Source organism: Brachybacterium sp. p3-SID957 (assembly GCF_025144775.1).
Taxonomy (GTDB): Bacteria; Actinomycetota; Actinomycetes; order Actinomycetales; family Dermabacteraceae; genus Brachybacterium; species Brachybacterium epidermidis.
Genome location: NZ_JALXKT010000040.1, coordinates 1 through 14,178 on the forward strand (window position 1 = coordinate 1; position 14,178 = coordinate 14,178).

The window sequence follows — 14,178 nt, forward strand, 5'->3', positions numbered from 1 at the left end:
CGGGGGGGGGAGGGATCCCCGGCCCGGGCCGCTCGTGCTGTGCTCAGATCAGCGCTGTGCTCAGATCAGCGCTGTGCTCAGATCAGCTCACTGGCCCCGATCTGGTCCAGCAGCCACGCGAGCTCGTCGGCCCGCTGCTCGAACTTGCGGTACCGGCCCGAGCGCCCGCCGTGGCCGGCCACCATCTCGCAGCGGAAGATGATCGGCCGCTCGGCCTGGTCGGAGGTGACCGTCTCCCGCAGTCGCGCCACCCACTTGGCGGGCTCCACGAAGAACACCCGGGTGTCGTTCAACGAGGTGGTGGCGAAGATCGCCGGGTACTGCTCGGCGCGCACGTTCTCGTACGGGGTGTACTCCTTCATGTAGCGGTACACCTCCGCGCTGTCCACCGGGTTGCCCCACTCCTCCCACTCGCCCACCGTCAGCGGCAGCGAGGGGTCCAGGATCGTGGTGAGCGCATCGACGAAGGGAACCCCGGCCAGCACCGCCCGGAAGCGGTGCGGGGCCAGGTTCGCGATCGCACCCATCAGCAGGCCGCCGGCGCTGCGGCCCTCGGCCGCCAGTCGGTCCTCGGCCACCCAGCCCTCGGCCACCAGGTGATCGGCCACGGCCACGAAGTCGGAGAAGGTGTTCTTCTTCTCCAGCAGCTTGCCGTGCTCGTACCAGGCGCGACCCATCTCGCCACCGCCGCGGATGTGGGCGATCGCGATCACCACCCCGCGGTCCAGCATCGACAGTCGGCTCGCCACGAACGACGGATCCACGCTGGTCTCGTAGCTGCCGTAGCCGTACAGATAGCCGGGGTTCGTGCCGTCGGCGCTCACCTCACGGCGCGCCACCAGGGAGACGGGGATCTGCGTGCCGTCACCGGCGGTCGCCCACAGGCGCTTCTCCACGTACAGCTCGGGGTCGTAGTTCGGCACCGGGGTGCGGCGCAGGATCGTCGGCTCGGGCTCGTCGTCGGTGCCCACCTCGACCTGCGCAATGGTGACGGGGGTCAGCAGGCTGCCCAGCTCGTAGCGCAGCGCGGTCTGCTCCCAGTCCGGGTTGGCGCTCAGCTCCACCGTGTCCAGCTCGCCGCCGTGTGTGATGGTGCGCGCGGCACCCAGGTCCAGGTCGCCATCGGCACCGCGCGGGATCACCCGCACCCCGGCCAGGCCCTCGCTGCGCAGCTCGAGCGCCACGAACGATGCGAAGGCGTCCGCGGCCAGGATCCGCTCGCCCTCGGCGGCCTCCAGCACGTTCTCCCAGGCCGACGGCTCCTCCAGCGAGGCCACCGCCAGGGCGAACCCCTGGATGCCGTCGTTGTGCACCACCAGCAGGCGGTCCCCGGCATGCTCGATCGAATAGTCCACGCCGTCGCGGCGGCCCGCGGTGGGCCGCGGGGCGGAGGTGGGGTCGTGCAGGTCCAGCAGCCACACCTCCGAGGTGGTGGTGGAGCCCGCCTGGATCACCAGGGTGGAGCCGTCCCGGGAGCGGCCGAAGCCGATCGAGAAGCGCTCGTCGGTCTCCTCGATCACCAGCTCGTCCTGCTCAGCGGGGGTGCCGATGCGGTGGCGCCAGATCTGGTGCTGGCGCCAGGCGTCGTCCACCCGGGCGTAGAACAGCCACTTCTGATCGGCGGAGAACGCCAGCCCGTAGCCCACACCGGTCACCGACTCGTCGAGGATCGCGCCGTCACCCAGGTCCTTGATACGCACCGTGTACCGCTCGTCGCCGGCGGTGTCCACCGCGTAGGCCAGCAGGTCGTGCTCGTGGGAGGGGACGAAACCGCCCAGCTGGTAGAACTCGGCGCCCTCGGCCTCGGACTGGGCGTCCAGCAGCACCTGCTCGCCCTCGAGCGCGACACCGGGCTCGATCGCGGGCACGCCCCCGGCGCCGCGCGGCAGGTCCGGGTGCTCGGCCACCCGCGTGAAGGCCGGGTAGTCGTGACCGGCGGTGGTGCGGGTGATGTACCACCAGTTGCCGCGGCGCACCGGCACCGACAGGTCCGTCTCCTGCAGATGGCCCACGAACTCCTGGACCAGGGTGCTGCGCAGGCCGTCCAGGTGGGCGGTGCGGGCATCGGCGTAGGCGTTCTCGGCCTCGAGGTGGGCGATCACCTCGGGATCGTTCTTGTCCCGCATCCACTCGTAGGGATCCACCACGGTGTCGCCGTGGAAGACACGCTCGGTGGGGCGCTGGGGCGGGCGGGGTGCAGCAGGGGTCTGGGTGGTCATGGCGCGAGCCTATCCAGCGGATTGCGTCCCCGCCCAACCGATTCCGGGCGGGGTGGGAGCACGACGCCGACACGGTGGGACGTGAGCTGACTCGCGCCCGCTGCCATTGCGTTTGAACGGGTGCTGTACGGGCGGTTACGATCGTCGGCGGTAGCGTGTCCGAGCGGCCGAAGGTGCATCACTCGAAATGATGTGTACGGTGACCCCGTACCGCGGGTTCAAATCCCGCCGCTACCGCTCTTGTCCTTAGGACATGAACGCCCCTGGATCCGTGGTCCGGGGGCGTTCTGCATGGTCCTTCCATGGTCCCGCTGCTCACGGCAGGCCGTCGGCGCATGCGGGCCACCATGCGGACGAATGCCGGCCCAGGCCGTCACCGGAAGCCGCCCACCACGCCGGGACTGTCGTAGCCGGACATCCCCGGGGGCAGCGACTGCGGCCCGGTCAGCCCCAGGTGCTCGCGGCCGGTGTCGGTGATCTCGAACCAGGCGATCGTGTCCGGGCCCGGTGCGCGGCCGCCGATCGCCGTCCACACGCTGCCGATGTGCTCGATGACCTCGGGCAGGCTCAGCTGCCAGGGGGAGAACCTGCCGTCGGTGACGAACCCGGCCCGCAGCTCACCGCGCGCCAGCATGCGTGAGAGCAGGATGGGGCCGCGGCGCTCGAACTCCTCGTCCTCGAGCGCCCCGGCATTGGCCAGCAGCTCCACCACGTGGCCCGGGTGCAGCCAGGTGCCCTCGGCGATCTTCAGCAGGCGCTGCTCGATGCCGCTGGGCTCGGAAGCGGAGAACTCGGCCACCGCCTCCGGGGTCGCGAACACCGGCGGTCCGGGTGGAGCGGCGCAGAGGTGCCCCTTCTCGTCGGCCTCCAGCAGTGCCCGCTGCGGGCCCTCCAGTCGCCAGGGCGTCGCGGTGGTGAGGCGACTCGGCGCCCGTGCCGGCTGAGGACCGGCGCCGCCGCCCTGCAGTGCCAGGCTCAGCGTGCCGTCGGGCAGCATCTCAGCGGTGGCGATCCGCGCACCGATCAGGCGCGGATCGCGCAGGCCGACCGCGTCCTGGTCGAGCAGCTGGATGCGGGAGTGCAGCACCCAGCCGCGGGCGGTCACCGTCCAGGTGCCGCGCGCGGCCACGCGGGTGTGCACGATCGTCTGCCCCGCCAGCACCTCGAGCAGGGGATGGCCCTGGGGTCCAGACCTGCCGGCCATGAAGGGGAGCATGGATCGATTGTGCCGCACCGTGGACAACGCTTCATCCGGGCACGGGCCCGCGGGGCCCACCCCCGCCGACGCTCCCGCGCTCAGCTCTCCCGCACCAGGCGCAGCAGCACCCGCGCCCCGAACCGCACCGCGCCCACGGGGACCCGCTCGTCCACGCCGTGGAACAGCGGCGCGAAGTCCAGATCCGCGGGCAGCTGCAGCGGGGTGAAGCCGTACCCGTCGATGCCCAGCTCCTTGAGCTGCTTGTTGTCCGTACCCGCGCTCAGGCAGTAGGGGAGCACCCGGCAGCCCGGGTCCTCGGCCTCCAGGGAGCGGGTCATCGCATCGATCAGGGGGGACTGGCGTGGGGCGTCCAGGGAGATGCCCACGTGATCGAAGATCACCTCCACGTGCTCCCCGGCCAGCTCCTCCAGCAGCTGCTTGAGGCTGTCCTGGTGGCCGGGCAGGAAGCGGCAGTCGATCGAGGCCTCCGCCACCTGGGGGACCACGTTGCCCTTGTAGCCGGCGTCCAGCATCGTCACGTTGGTGGTGTCCGCGAGGGTGCCGGAGACGAACTGCCGCGCCCCGCCCATCATCGGCAGGAAGGCCCGCAGGTCCTCCTCGTCCCAGCCGATGCCGGTGATCTCGGTGACCCCGTCGTACAGGGCCTGCACCGCTGCGGTCATCTCATCGGGGAACTCGTGCTCGTCGATCGCCACGATCGCGCGGGCCAGGCGCACGATGGGGTTCTCGTCATTGGGCACCGAACCGTGACCTGCACGACCGGTCGCGCGCAGACGACCCCAGGCCAGGCCCTTCTCGGCGGTCTGCACCAGGTAGGCGCGCACGTCCTCACCGCTCGCCTTCTCCGGCAGGGTGATCGAGTACCCGCCCACCTCGCTGATCGACTCGGTGCAGCCCTCGAACAGCTCGGGATGGTGGGCCACCACCCAGCGGCTGCCGTAGACCCCGCCGGCCTCCTCGTCGGCGAAGAAGGCGAACACCAGGTCGCGCGGGGGCTGCTGGCCGGTGCGGGCCAGGTGCCGCACCAGCGCCAGCATCATCCCCACCATGTCCTTCATGTCCACCGCGCCGCGACCGTAGATCATGCCGTCGCGGATCTCGCCGGCGAAGGGATCGACCGACCAGTCCTCCGCGTTGGCCGGCACCACGTCGAGGTGACCGTGGATCACCAGGCCGCCGCGCTCCCGGTCCTCCCCGGGCAGGCGCACGAACACGTTGGGGCGGCCCGGGGCGGACTCGTGCACCACCGGCTCCAGGCCCACCTCGCGCAACAGCGCGACCACGTACTCGGCGGCCTCGGTCTCGCCCTTGCCCCAGGTGGCCGGATCGCCCGTGCCGAAGTTCGTGGTGTCGATGCGGATCAGTTCACGGGTGAAGCGCACCGCCTCGTCCTGCAGGGTGGTCAGCTCGTCAGCGGTGGGTTCGGCGATAGACATGCAGGCATTGTCTCAGGTGAAGGACGCCGTTCCAGGTGAGGGACGACGACGGCGCGGCAACCGCCCCAGGGGCAGCTGCCGCGCCGTGCGCGCCGCGGTACGCCGACCAGGTCGATCCGGCCAACAGTGGGCTCTGGCCGATCAGGCCTGGGAACCCTCGAAGTGAGCGCGCACGAACCACTGGAACTTCTCCAGTTCGGCCGTCTGGCCGATCAGGAGGTCCTCGGTGATCGGATCCAGCTCGCCGGCCAGGGTGATGGCCTTGCGGTTGGAGGCGATCACACCGTCGTACACCGCGTCGATGGCCTTCAGGTGCTCCTGGGTGTCGGCCTTGCCCAGCTCGTAGTCGGACCAGCTGCGGTCCGAGACCAGACGACCGGGGGTGCCGACGGGGCTGGCACCCAGCTGGGCGATGCGCTCGGCGAGCTCGTCGGCGTAGCCGCGCACCAGTTGGACCTGCGGGTCCAGCATCTCGTGGACCGCGATGAAGCGGGGGCCCACCACGTTCCAGTGGGCGTGCTTGAGGGTGAGGTGCAGATCGTTCATCGCGTGCAGGCGGTCCTGCAGGGACTCCACCAGGCGCTGGGAGTCCTCGGTGCCGAGACCGGGAACGGTGTATGCGAGGTCGGCCATGTCATCTCCTTGAAGGTCGTCGAACAGGGCTTGCGCATCGGTACAACGCTGATCGACCGCGCGATGTTCCTCGCCCGTACCATGGCGCTGTTCTGACGACCACGGGGAGGTTCACGGATGTCCAAGCTCGATGCACTGCGCGGGAAGCTCCCGCGCCGCTCGCCAGGCACCCCGAAGCGCTCCGACCAGGCGCGACGCTCAGCCCGCCGCCGCAACGACCCGGCGGTGCTCGCCGCAGGGGAGGCTCTGGCCGACGCCCGCGAGGTGTTCGGTGACCTGCCGCGCGGAGCCGATGCGGACCAGCTGGTCCGTCGGGCCCGCCGCCTGATGCGCCAGGCCGCGCTGGACGAGTTCGCCCGCGAGGGCGTGAGCCTGGTGCAGCTGCCGCAGCAGTGGGGCCGCGCCGAGCTGCGTCGCGCCGACGTGCCCGGCGATGCCGCCTTCCAGTCCTTCGTCAGCGAGGTGCTGGCCGCGATCGACATCGCTCCCAGCCCGCTGGAGCGCGACGACGCCATCGAGCTCACGCGCGCGCCCTCCTCCGCCGACGCCTACGGGCTCTCCCTCGAGGTGGCGGCCGACCTCGCCTCGTTCCTGCTCACTCGGGCGTGGCGGATGGAGCGGGGCGCCCACGCCGCACAGGCCGCCACGGAGCAGGGGGTCGGCCTCGAGGCTGAGCGCGACCGGTCCCTGCCGAGCGAGGAGGAGTACGTCACCGAGCAGGCCGGCCGGATCCGGGAGGAGGTGCGTACCGCGCTCGTGCGCGTGGTGACCGTGCCGCTCGAGCTCAAGGAGGCCGACGACAAGCACCGGCGCATCGAGGAGCGTCGCACCGGCAGGGCCGAGGCGGACGACAGCACCGGCACGAGCCCCCGGGTGAGCGCGGGTGCCGGTGGTGGACGCACCTCCACCGGGACGGCCTGGACCGCAGCGACCTCGAGTGCCTGGGAGCGCTCGACCGGGTCCGTGGACGATGACGGCGGCACCGAGGACGGTGCGCCGCGCCGCGGTATCGCCGAACAGGTCGCCGCACTGCACGGCTTCGCCACCTCCGACACCGGGCGCAAGACCTTCGAGGTCATGCGGACGGTGGGAGAGCGCGCCTTCGACATGTACCAGCAGCGCGAGGCCTCCCGCGAGGACGGCGACGGCAGCGGGGCCGGCGGCAGCGGTCGGACGAGGAAGCGCCCGCCCAGCAGCTGAGTTGCCGGGCCCCGGTCGTGGGCCGACGCCGCGCGCCGTCAGGCCCCGGACTTCTCCCGCAGCTGCCGCTTGATGCGGCCCAGCATCCCGCTCATGCCGCGCAGGCGCAGCGGGCTGACCACCTCGGCCAGGCCCAGCTCGGCGGTGACCTCATCGGGGGTGTCCAGCACCTCGCCCACCGAGCGGCCGTCGAGAGCCTCTGCGAGGATCCCGGCGAACCCCCGCGTGGTGGGGGCCTCCGGTGGGGCGGAGAAGAACAGGTGCGCGGTGGCCTCGCGGCCCGTGCCCTCCACCTCGGTGATCAGGAAGATCGGGGACTGGCACTCCGGTACGGGCTCGAGCAGCTCGGGATGGTCCGCATAGCGCTCCGGCAACTCCGGCAGGCCCTGGGAGAACTCCAGCAGCAGCTGCAGGCGATCCCGCTCGCCGAGGGCGTGGAAGTCCTCGGCGATCTCGCGGAAGCCCTCGGGGAGGGCGTCGGGCCCGGTCGCGGTGGCGTCGGCGCTCATCGGCCCGCGTCCTTCGCGGCAGGCACCTCACCGGGCTCGGTGCCCTGGGCGATCGGCAGGCGCACGCTGTTGCCCCACTCGGTCCAGGAGCCGTCGTAGTTGCGCACGTTCCCGAAGCCCAGCAGGTAGGTGAGCACGAACCAGGTGTGACTGGAGCGCTCACCGATGCGGCAGTAGGCGATCACCGGCTCCGCGTCGTCGAAGGCCAGCTCCTGACGGTAGATCGCCTCGAGCTCCTCGCGGGACTTGAAGCGGCCGTCCTCCTGGGCGGCGCGGGCCCACGGCACCGATCGCGCGGTGGGGATGTGGCCGCCGCGCAGAGTGCCCTCCTGCGGGTAGTCCGGCATGTGGGTGCGCTCGCCGGTGTACTCCTGCGGGGAGCGGACGTCGATCAGCTGCCCGCCCAGGAAGTCCAGCACGTCCTCGCGGTAGGCGCGGATGGGGGCATCATCCCGGTCGACCACGGGATAGCCCTGGCCGTCTGCCGGGGGAGTGATCTCCGGGCGGTCCAGGGTCATCTCGCGGCCCTCCGCCTCCCAGGCGGCGCGGCCGCCGTCCAGCAGGCGCACGTCGGGGTGGCCGAACAGCTCGAACACCCACAGGGCGTAGGCGGCCCACCAGTTGGACTTGTCGCCGTAGACCACCACAGTGGTGTCGCGGGAGATGCCGGAGGCGTCCATCAGCCTCGCGAAGCCCTCGCCGTCCACGTAGTCGCGGGTGACGGGGTCGTTGAGATCCAGGTGCCAGTCCACCTTCACGGCACCGGGGATGTGCCCGGTCTCGTACAGCAGCACGTCCTCGTCGGACTCCACCACCACCAGGTTGCCCGTGCCGACCTTGCCGAGGTTCTCGGCCAGCCAGTCGGTGGTCACCAGCTTCTCCGGGTGGGCGTACTGCTGCAGGGCGGGGGACGGATCAACGGGAACAGTCATGGGGAGCACCTCTCAGGACGGGATCGGATGCCTCCAGTGTGTCACCCGGCGCGGGGGAGGGGGCCAGGCTGTTCGCGCAGCGCGTGAGCAGGTGCGGTCCGTCCCTCGGTGGATCGTTCGCGCGGTACAGCCTCAGTACGCGTAGGCCTCGAAGGTGCGGCGCACCCGGTCCTGCTGGGCCCCGGACGCCAGCAGCACCTGCAGCAGCAGGCGGGCCTTCTGGGGCGGCAGGGCCCCCGCCATCACCGCCCCGTTGGCGATCAGGTCCACCTCGGATCCGGGGTAGTCGTAGTGCCGGGTGGAGGTTCCACCCGTGGCCACGCGGGTCGCCACCACCACCGGCACTCCGGCGTCGGTGAGGGCTCGCACCCGCGGCACCGCATCGGCGGAGACGTGGCCCATGCCGGCGCCCGCGATCACCAGACCGTCGATCGCCCCGGGGGTCAGACTGTCGAGCAGCGCCAGGTCCTCGCCGATGCCGGAGACGAGGCTCGGCACGCGCGGGAGCGTGGCGGGCAGGGCCCCGCCGATCAGGGCGGTGCGGTCCAGCGGCCGGTACACCAGGCGCAGATCCTCCTCGTCCACCAGGGCCATCGGCCCTGAGGGCTCGGAGGCGAAGGCGTCCACTGAGCGGGAGGAGGTCTTGGTGACCCGGTCTGCCAGGTGCACCATCGCATCGAACACGGCCAGCACGCCCAGGCCGCGGGCCGATGGCGCGGCCGCCGTGCGCACGGCGTCGCGCAGGTTCGCGGGCCCGTCGGCCCCGGGGGCGTTCGCCGGTCGCATCGCACCGGTGAGCACCAGCGGTGCCTCCCGGTCCCAGTAGCGGTTCAGCACGAAGGCCGACTCCTCCAGGGTGTCGGTGCCGTGGGTGAGCACCACCCCGGCCGCGCCGCCGTCGACCGCGGCTCGCGCCAGCTCCAGCACCTCGCGCAGGTGAGCCGCGGTCACCGAGGGTGAGCCGACGTTGGCGACCTCGGTATGCCCCACGGCCACACCGTCGATCAGGGTGCGGGCGAGGTCCGCACCGGTGGAGGCATCAGGCGCGGCCCGCAGACCGGTGAGGTCCTGGGTCATGAAGATGGTGCCGCCCAGGGACAGCAGCGCCACCCGTGCCCGCGGTGCGGCGGGCGCCGACATCCCCTGGTCGGGCCCTGGTGCCGATGCCCCACCATCGTGGCCCGGCCAGGCTGCCGCGAGCTCGGAGGCGGGGTCGGTGGGGATTGCTGGATCGGGGGACTGCGCGGTCATGCGGCATCCCCGCCGATCGCGTCCTCGCCGCGGTAGAAGGCCGCAGTGCTCGCGGCGGCCTCGTGCGCCTGATGAGGATCCGCTCCGGTGGCCAGATGGGCCTCCTGCCACAGATCGCAGGTGGCGGTCTGCTTCAGATGGCGGGCGAGCCCCAGCAGAGCACCGTCCCAGCCGCAGCCGGTGGAGGCGGGGCCGAGGATCACGGCGAAGCCCGGGCCGTCCTGCTCGACGGTGCGGGTGACGTCCCTCAGCTGGGTGTCGGTGGTGGCGAGCATGGGGCCACTGTGCCAGGTCCGGCGGGGCTCGTCAGTGGATCCTGTGCAGCATCACGATCACCTCGGCATGCTCCGTGTGCGGGAACATGTCCACATAGCGCGCTGCCACGATCCTCAGCGAGGGCATCACCGCCAGATCCGTGGCCAGGGTGGCCGGATTGCAGCTGGAGTAGACCACCTGCGGGACAGGCGATTCCTGCAGCCAGGACGCGAGCTCCGCACCGATCCCTCGACGGGGCGGGTTCACGATCACCACGTCGGGTGCCCCTGAGTCCGGCACGGCGCCGTTCCCGCCACCGAGGGCCCCCGGGGACGGTTTGGGCCCGCCATCAGTGCTGCAGCCCGGTGCGCTCTGTCGGCGCGCCCACGCGGTGGCGTCCTCCGCGAGGAACCGCACGTCCAACCCCTCCGCCTGTGCGGCCTCCCGTGCCCCCTCAATGGCCTGCGCGGAGGCCTCCACGCCCGTGACCTCGGCCGAGGGCACGGCGCGTGCCACATGCAGCGCGAAACCGCCCAGCCCGCAGTACAGGTCCCACACCCGCAGGTCATGCGCGGCGTCCGTCGCCGCCGGGGCCCTGCGCGTGGCAGCCTGGGCCCTGCCCGCGGCAGCCCGTTCGAGGCCGACACCGGCGTCCGCGATCCAGGCCGCCGCCTGTCGGTACAGCTCGCCGGCCACCTCCGTGTTGGTCTGCAGGAACGACTGCGGTCGGGCCTGCAGGTCCACGTCCCCAGTGCGCACACCGATCGAGGTGCTGCCCGCCAGATGGATCTCCTGCTCGCCCTCGACCGCGGTGGTGTGCGCGGGATGGATGTTGGCACTGACCCCCACCACCGAGGGGTGCGCCTCCAGCAGACGCGGAAGGTGCTCACGGATCCTCGCCAGGGCCTTCTCGCTGCGCAGCACCAAGCGCAGGTGGTGCTCGGCCTGGGGTGTGACGGTGACCAGCACGTTCTTGATCTCGCCGCGTCGACGCGCGATGTCGTACGGCGGGACCTGCGCTCGACGGATCAGCTGCTTCGCGCCCTGCAGCACCTCCTCGACGCCCGGCGGGTACAGCGGGCAGTCGGAGAGGTCCGCAGTGGTGGGCTGGCCGGGCAGCCCCAGCACGGGGCTGGCGGCGGTGCCGGCCACGGCCATCTTGCCGCGGGACCGGAACCCGGCCTCCGGGCCCAGGATCGGTGGTGCCCACGGATCCGCCACCTCGGTGTGCACGAAGGGAGCGAGCAGTTCGCGGATCCGGGTGCTCGCTGCGGCGACCTGACGCTCACGCGGGATGTCCAGAAGCGTGCAGGAGCGGCACTCCCCGGCGTCGAAATGATGGCACTGCACGCGCTGGAGTCTACGGGCGGCCCGGGTGGCCCGGGCGAGGCCAGGGGGTTGGCCTCCGGGGGTCGGGCTGGCCGTCGCCGAGCCGTGTGGCCCTTCTTTCGGGACTGAGAGCCGGGCGCATCTGAGAACCAGAAATGGTTCTGAGGTGCGCCCCGCTCTTAGAGCCAGCACAGGCCACCGGGCAGGCGTCCCGTTTCGCACCGGGTGGGAGTCGTGCTTCCCGCCGAGTGGGGGCCCGCTGCGCACCGGGTGGGGTCTCGCTTCGCACCGGCCAGGAGACGCGCTTCTGTCGACCATCGGCGGATGCGCCACGGCGCGGAAGATCCACCCCGTCTGCCGGGTGCTGCGACGGCTGATCGACGAGCAGACCGCTGTGGCGGTGGGGTGATCAGGACCGCTCTCGTGCGGCGCGCGTGGTGCGGGCCGTGGCCTGCGCGGTCCACGGGTCCTCCGGCCACGGGTGCTTCGGGTAGCGGCCGCGCATCTCCTTGCGCACCTCGCGGTACGGTCCGTCCCAGAAGGACCGCAGGTCATCGGTGACCGCGAGCGGTCTGCGGGCCGGGGACAGCAAATGGAACAGCACCGGCACCCGATCGCCCGCCAGACGCGGGGTGTCCGCCAGACCGAACAGCTCCTGCAGCTTGACCGCCACCACGGGCCTGCCCGCCTCGTCGTCCGGATCGGGGTAGTCGATCCGTGCGGTGGAGCCCGAGGGCACCGCCAGCCTCTCCGGCGCCAGCTCCTCCAGGCGCGAGGCCTCCGGCCACGGCAGCAGGCCGCGCAGCGCCGCCACCAGGTCGATGCGGTCCAGGGCGCCGCGGGCGGCAGGCAGATGAGGGGCCAGCCACTGCTCCACACCCTCAAGCAGCGATGCCGCATCCATGGCGGGCCAGGGCGCGCCCAGTTCCCGGTGCAGCAGGCCCAGCCGAGCCCGCAGGGCCGTCGCCGCAGGTGTCCACGGCAGCACGTCCAGGCCCTGTCGGCGCACATGGTCCAGCAATGCGGGAGCAGCGTCCCCAGGCGTGGCCGACACCGGGGTGCTCGCCAGGATGATCGCTCCCAGACGACGCTCCTGTCGCACCCGCACGGCGCCGTCCTCGAGGCGGGCGGTGCGCTGCTTGACCAGCAGGGGCTCGCCGATCTTCAGGGCGTCCTCCTCGTCGAGGGGAGCAGCGGTACGGATCACCGCGCCGGTGCCGTCAGCCGCCCTGCCCTGTGCCCGCTGCACCTCCCACACCGCGATCCACTCGTGCCCCAGCAGACCGCTGCCCTCCGGCAGAGCGGCCCGGGTCCCCGAGGCCAGCAGGTACGACCGTGAGGTGCCCCCGGCGCCGTTGGCTGATCGCTTGGGACCCGTTCCCGTGTGTTGCGCTCCCGTTCCCGTGTGTTGCGCTCCCGTTCCCGTGTGTTGCGCTCCCGCTCCCACGCGGCGGGCGATCCGCTCAGGCCTGCCCAGGGCCAGCACCGCACCGATCAGCCCGGCCTCGTCGGCAGCGGCGAGCAGCGGGGCCGCCCCGCGCCCGTCCCCGCCGCCTCCGGTGTCCCCGCGTGCGATCCGGGACAGACGGTCCGCCTCGCGGCGCCAGCGCCCCGCACCATCGCCGCGGCCCGACCGCAGCTCGCGCAGCAGGCGCGGCAGGTCGGCGCCCACGGGCCGATGATCGTCCGAGACCGCTGCGACCACCTCGGCGACGAACCGGGGCCCGTCGGACCCGGGCAGCACACGCGCGGTGCCCGACCGGGGCCGTGCCTCGCCCCGAAGCGTCCGGGCCCCGTCCAGCAGCGCCCGCGCCTCCCGCACCCCCACGGGCATGCCGGCCACCCGGGTCCCGGAGGCCGTGGGGTGGCCGTCAGCATCCACCAGCCCGAGGGAGAACAGGGTCTGCTCGGCCTGCGCGATCTCCCGCTCCGGGGGTGGGGTCAGCAGCGGCAGACCCTCCCCGCGCGGGGTTCCCCAGCAGGCCAGCCACAGGGCGGCATCGGTGAGGTCGGTGGCGGTGATCTCGGCAGGGGAGTGCGCTGGCATCCGCCCCAGATCGGCCTCCGCATAGGCCCGGACCGCGCGGCCCGGCCCCAGTCGCGCGGCGCGGCCGGCGCGCTGCTGCACCGACGCCTGCGAGGCGCTCACCGTCACCAGGCCCGTCATGTCCCGTTCGCGGTCCCGGCGCACCTCGCGGGAGAGGCCCGCATCGATCACCAGGTGCACGCCCGGCACGGTCAGGGAGCTCTCCGCCACCGCGGTGGAGACCACGATCCGTGGAGGATCCCCCGGGCCACGACCGGAGGTGGCGCGGTCCTGCACCCGGGCGGGAAGACGCCCGTGCAGCGGCAGCACCTCCACCCCGTCCACCAGCGCGCCCAGGCGGGCCACCACCTCGTCCACCTCCCGGGCGCCGGGCAGGAACACCAGGGCGTCGGTGCCCGAAGCACGCTGCTGCGCGGCGGCGGTGCGGGCCACGTGGTCCAGGAACTCCCGCGTCACCCCGCGTACGTCCAGGCGGGCCGACGGCGACGGCGCGTAGGCCACGTCCAGCGGGTGCAGCACGCCGGGCACCTGCACCACCGGGGCGCCGCCCAGCAGGGCCGCGACCGCCTGAGCGTCCACGGTGGCCGACATCGCCCCCACCAGCAGGTCCTCCCGCAGCTGGCGCACCTCGGCCAGCATGCCCAGCAGCAGGTCCGTCTCCAGGGACCGCTCGTGCACCTCGTCCAGCACCACCGCCGCCACCCCGGGCAGCTCCGGGTCGGCCAGCAGGCGGCGCAGCAGCACCCCGGGGGTGAGCATCTCGATCCGGGTGTCGGCCGAGACCTGACGCTCGCCGCGCACGGTGAAGCCGACCGGGCCGCCCACGGCCGAGCCGTCCAAGGAGGCGATCCGACGAGCGGCCGCGCGCACTGCGATCCGGCGCGGCTGCGTGACCAGGGTTAGGCCCGGAGTCCCGGTCTCATCGGCGTCGGCGGTCACCTCTGCGACCAGCGCCGGCACCAACGTGGTCTTGCCGGTGCCGGGTGGGGCGGTCACCACCAGCCCCCCGCCGCGCGCAGCCTCCACGATGTCGCGGCGACTGGCGGCGACCGGCAGCCCGGCGCCGATGGCGTCGAGGTCGAAGCGGTGCACAGGGCTCATGCCGGGCACGAGGCGGCAGGGGCGAAGGGCCGCGCGGGGGGTGGGTT

General features: G+C 72.6%; 11 protein-coding genes and 1 tRNA gene. 2 read left to right on the plus strand and 10 right to left on the minus strand.

Features of this window, described 5'->3' with window-relative positions; genetic code table 11:
• Window positions 1-77: 77 nt before the first annotated feature.
• Window positions 78-2,219 carry a S9 family peptidase gene (locus tag M3B01_RS09605; protein ID WP_259791636.1) on the minus strand — a complete coding sequence of 714 codons (2,142 nt, stop codon included), beginning with the start codon at window positions 2,217-2,219 and terminating at the stop codon, window positions 78-80.
• A 149-nt stretch (window positions 2,220-2,368) separates the two neighbouring features.
• Here M3B01_RS09605 and M3B01_RS09610 point away from each other — a divergent pair.
• Window positions 2,369-2,456, plus strand: a tRNA-Ser gene (locus M3B01_RS09610).
• Window positions 2,457-2,592: 136 nt separating this feature from the next.
• Here the strand turns inward: M3B01_RS09610 and M3B01_RS09615 are convergent.
• From M3B01_RS09615 to M3B01_RS09625, 3 genes are all read right to left on the minus strand, one after another.
• Window positions 2,593-3,435 (minus strand): hypothetical protein, encoded by an 843-nt coding sequence (locus M3B01_RS09615; protein WP_259791637.1) that lies wholly within the window; start codon window positions 3,433-3,435, stop codon window positions 2,593-2,595.
• Between the two features lie 80 nt (window positions 3,436-3,515).
• Window positions 3,516-4,874, minus strand: a complete 1,359-nt coding sequence (locus M3B01_RS09620; RefSeq protein WP_259791638.1) for a M20/M25/M40 family metallo-hydrolase — start codon at window positions 4,872-4,874, stop codon at window positions 3,516-3,518.
• Between the two features lie 141 nt (window positions 4,875-5,015).
• Window positions 5,016-5,507, minus strand: a complete 492-nt coding sequence (locus M3B01_RS09625; RefSeq protein ID WP_259791640.1) for a Dps family protein — start codon at window positions 5,505-5,507, stop codon at window positions 5,016-5,018.
• 117 nt (window positions 5,508-5,624) lie between these two features.
• Here M3B01_RS09625 and M3B01_RS09630 point away from each other — a divergent pair, with 117 nt between their 5' ends.
• Entirely contained in the window at window positions 5,625-6,707 is a 1,083-nt protein-coding gene (locus M3B01_RS09630) for a hypothetical protein (protein WP_259791642.1), read from the plus strand.
• A 38-nt stretch (window positions 6,708-6,745) separates the two neighbouring features.
• On the opposite strand, the gene M3B01_RS09635 is transcribed toward M3B01_RS09630, so the two are convergent.
• From M3B01_RS09635 to M3B01_RS09660, 6 genes are all read right to left on the minus strand, one after another.
• The gene (locus M3B01_RS09635; protein ID WP_259791643.1) at window positions 6,746-7,216 is read right to left on the minus strand and encodes a SufE family protein; all 471 of its coding nucleotides are present in this window, start codon (window positions 7,214-7,216) and stop codon (window positions 6,746-6,748) included.
• Entirely contained in the window at window positions 7,213-8,148 is a 936-nt protein-coding gene (locus tag M3B01_RS09640) for a sulfurtransferase (protein ID WP_259791645.1), read from the minus strand. The genes M3B01_RS09635 and M3B01_RS09640 overlap by 4 nt, the downstream gene beginning before the upstream one ends.
• A 132-nt stretch (window positions 8,149-8,280) precedes the next feature.
• The gene (locus tag M3B01_RS09645; protein ID WP_259791647.1) at window positions 8,281-9,399 is read right to left on the minus strand and encodes an asparaginase; all 1,119 of its coding nucleotides are present in this window, start codon (window positions 9,397-9,399) and stop codon (window positions 8,281-8,283) included.
• Complete coding sequence (locus M3B01_RS09650) at window positions 9,396-9,674, minus strand: hypothetical protein (protein ID WP_259791648.1); 279 nt, start codon at window positions 9,672-9,674, stop codon at window positions 9,396-9,398. Before M3B01_RS09650 ends, M3B01_RS09645 begins: the two co-directional genes overlap by 4 nt.
• Before the next feature lie 31 nt (window positions 9,675-9,705).
• Window positions 9,706-11,004: a methyltransferase domain-containing protein gene (locus M3B01_RS09655; RefSeq protein ID WP_259791649.1), complete on the minus strand. Its 1,299-nt coding sequence runs from the start codon at window positions 11,002-11,004 to the stop codon at window positions 9,706-9,708.
• Between the two features lie 388 nt (window positions 11,005-11,392).
• The gene (locus M3B01_RS09660) at window positions 11,393-14,131 is read right to left on the minus strand and encodes an ATP-dependent RNA helicase (protein ID WP_259791651.1); all 2,739 of its coding nucleotides are present in this window, start codon (window positions 14,129-14,131) and stop codon (window positions 11,393-11,395) included.
• Window positions 14,132-14,178: the final 47 nt, after the last annotated feature.

Bases quoted from the DNA above. Each gene is read 5' to 3' on its own strand.
- M3B01_RS09605 (WP_259791636.1), bottom strand. From the start codon at position 2,219: ATGACCACCCAGACCCCTGCTGCACCCCGCCCGCCCCAGCGCCCCACC.
- M3B01_RS09615 (WP_259791637.1), bottom strand. From the start codon at position 3,435: ATGCTCCCCTTCATGGCCGGCAGGTCTGGACCCCAGGGCCATCCCCTG.
- M3B01_RS09620 (WP_259791638.1), bottom strand. From the start codon at position 4,874: ATGTCTATCGCCGAACCCACCGCTGACGAGCTGACCACCCTGCAGGAC.
- M3B01_RS09625 (WP_259791640.1), bottom strand. From the start codon at position 5,507: ATGGCCGACCTCGCATACACCGTTCCCGGTCTCGGCACCGAGGACTCC.
- M3B01_RS09630 (WP_259791642.1), top strand. From the start codon at position 5,625: ATGTCCAAGCTCGATGCACTGCGCGGGAAGCTCCCGCGCCGCTCGCCA.
- M3B01_RS09635 (WP_259791643.1), bottom strand. From the start codon at position 7,216: ATGAGCGCCGACGCCACCGCGACCGGGCCCGACGCCCTCCCCGAGGGC.
- M3B01_RS09640 (WP_259791645.1), bottom strand. From the start codon at position 8,148: ATGACTGTTCCCGTTGATCCGTCCCCCGCCCTGCAGCAGTACGCCCAC.
- M3B01_RS09645 (WP_259791647.1), bottom strand. From the start codon at position 9,399: ATGACCGCGCAGTCCCCCGATCCAGCAATCCCCACCGACCCCGCCTCC.
- M3B01_RS09650 (WP_259791648.1), bottom strand. From the start codon at position 9,674: ATGCTCGCCACCACCGACACCCAGCTGAGGGACGTCACCCGCACCGTC.
- M3B01_RS09660 (WP_259791651.1), bottom strand. From the start codon at position 14,131: ATGAGCCCTGTGCACCGCTTCGACCTCGACGCCATCGGCGCCGGGCTG.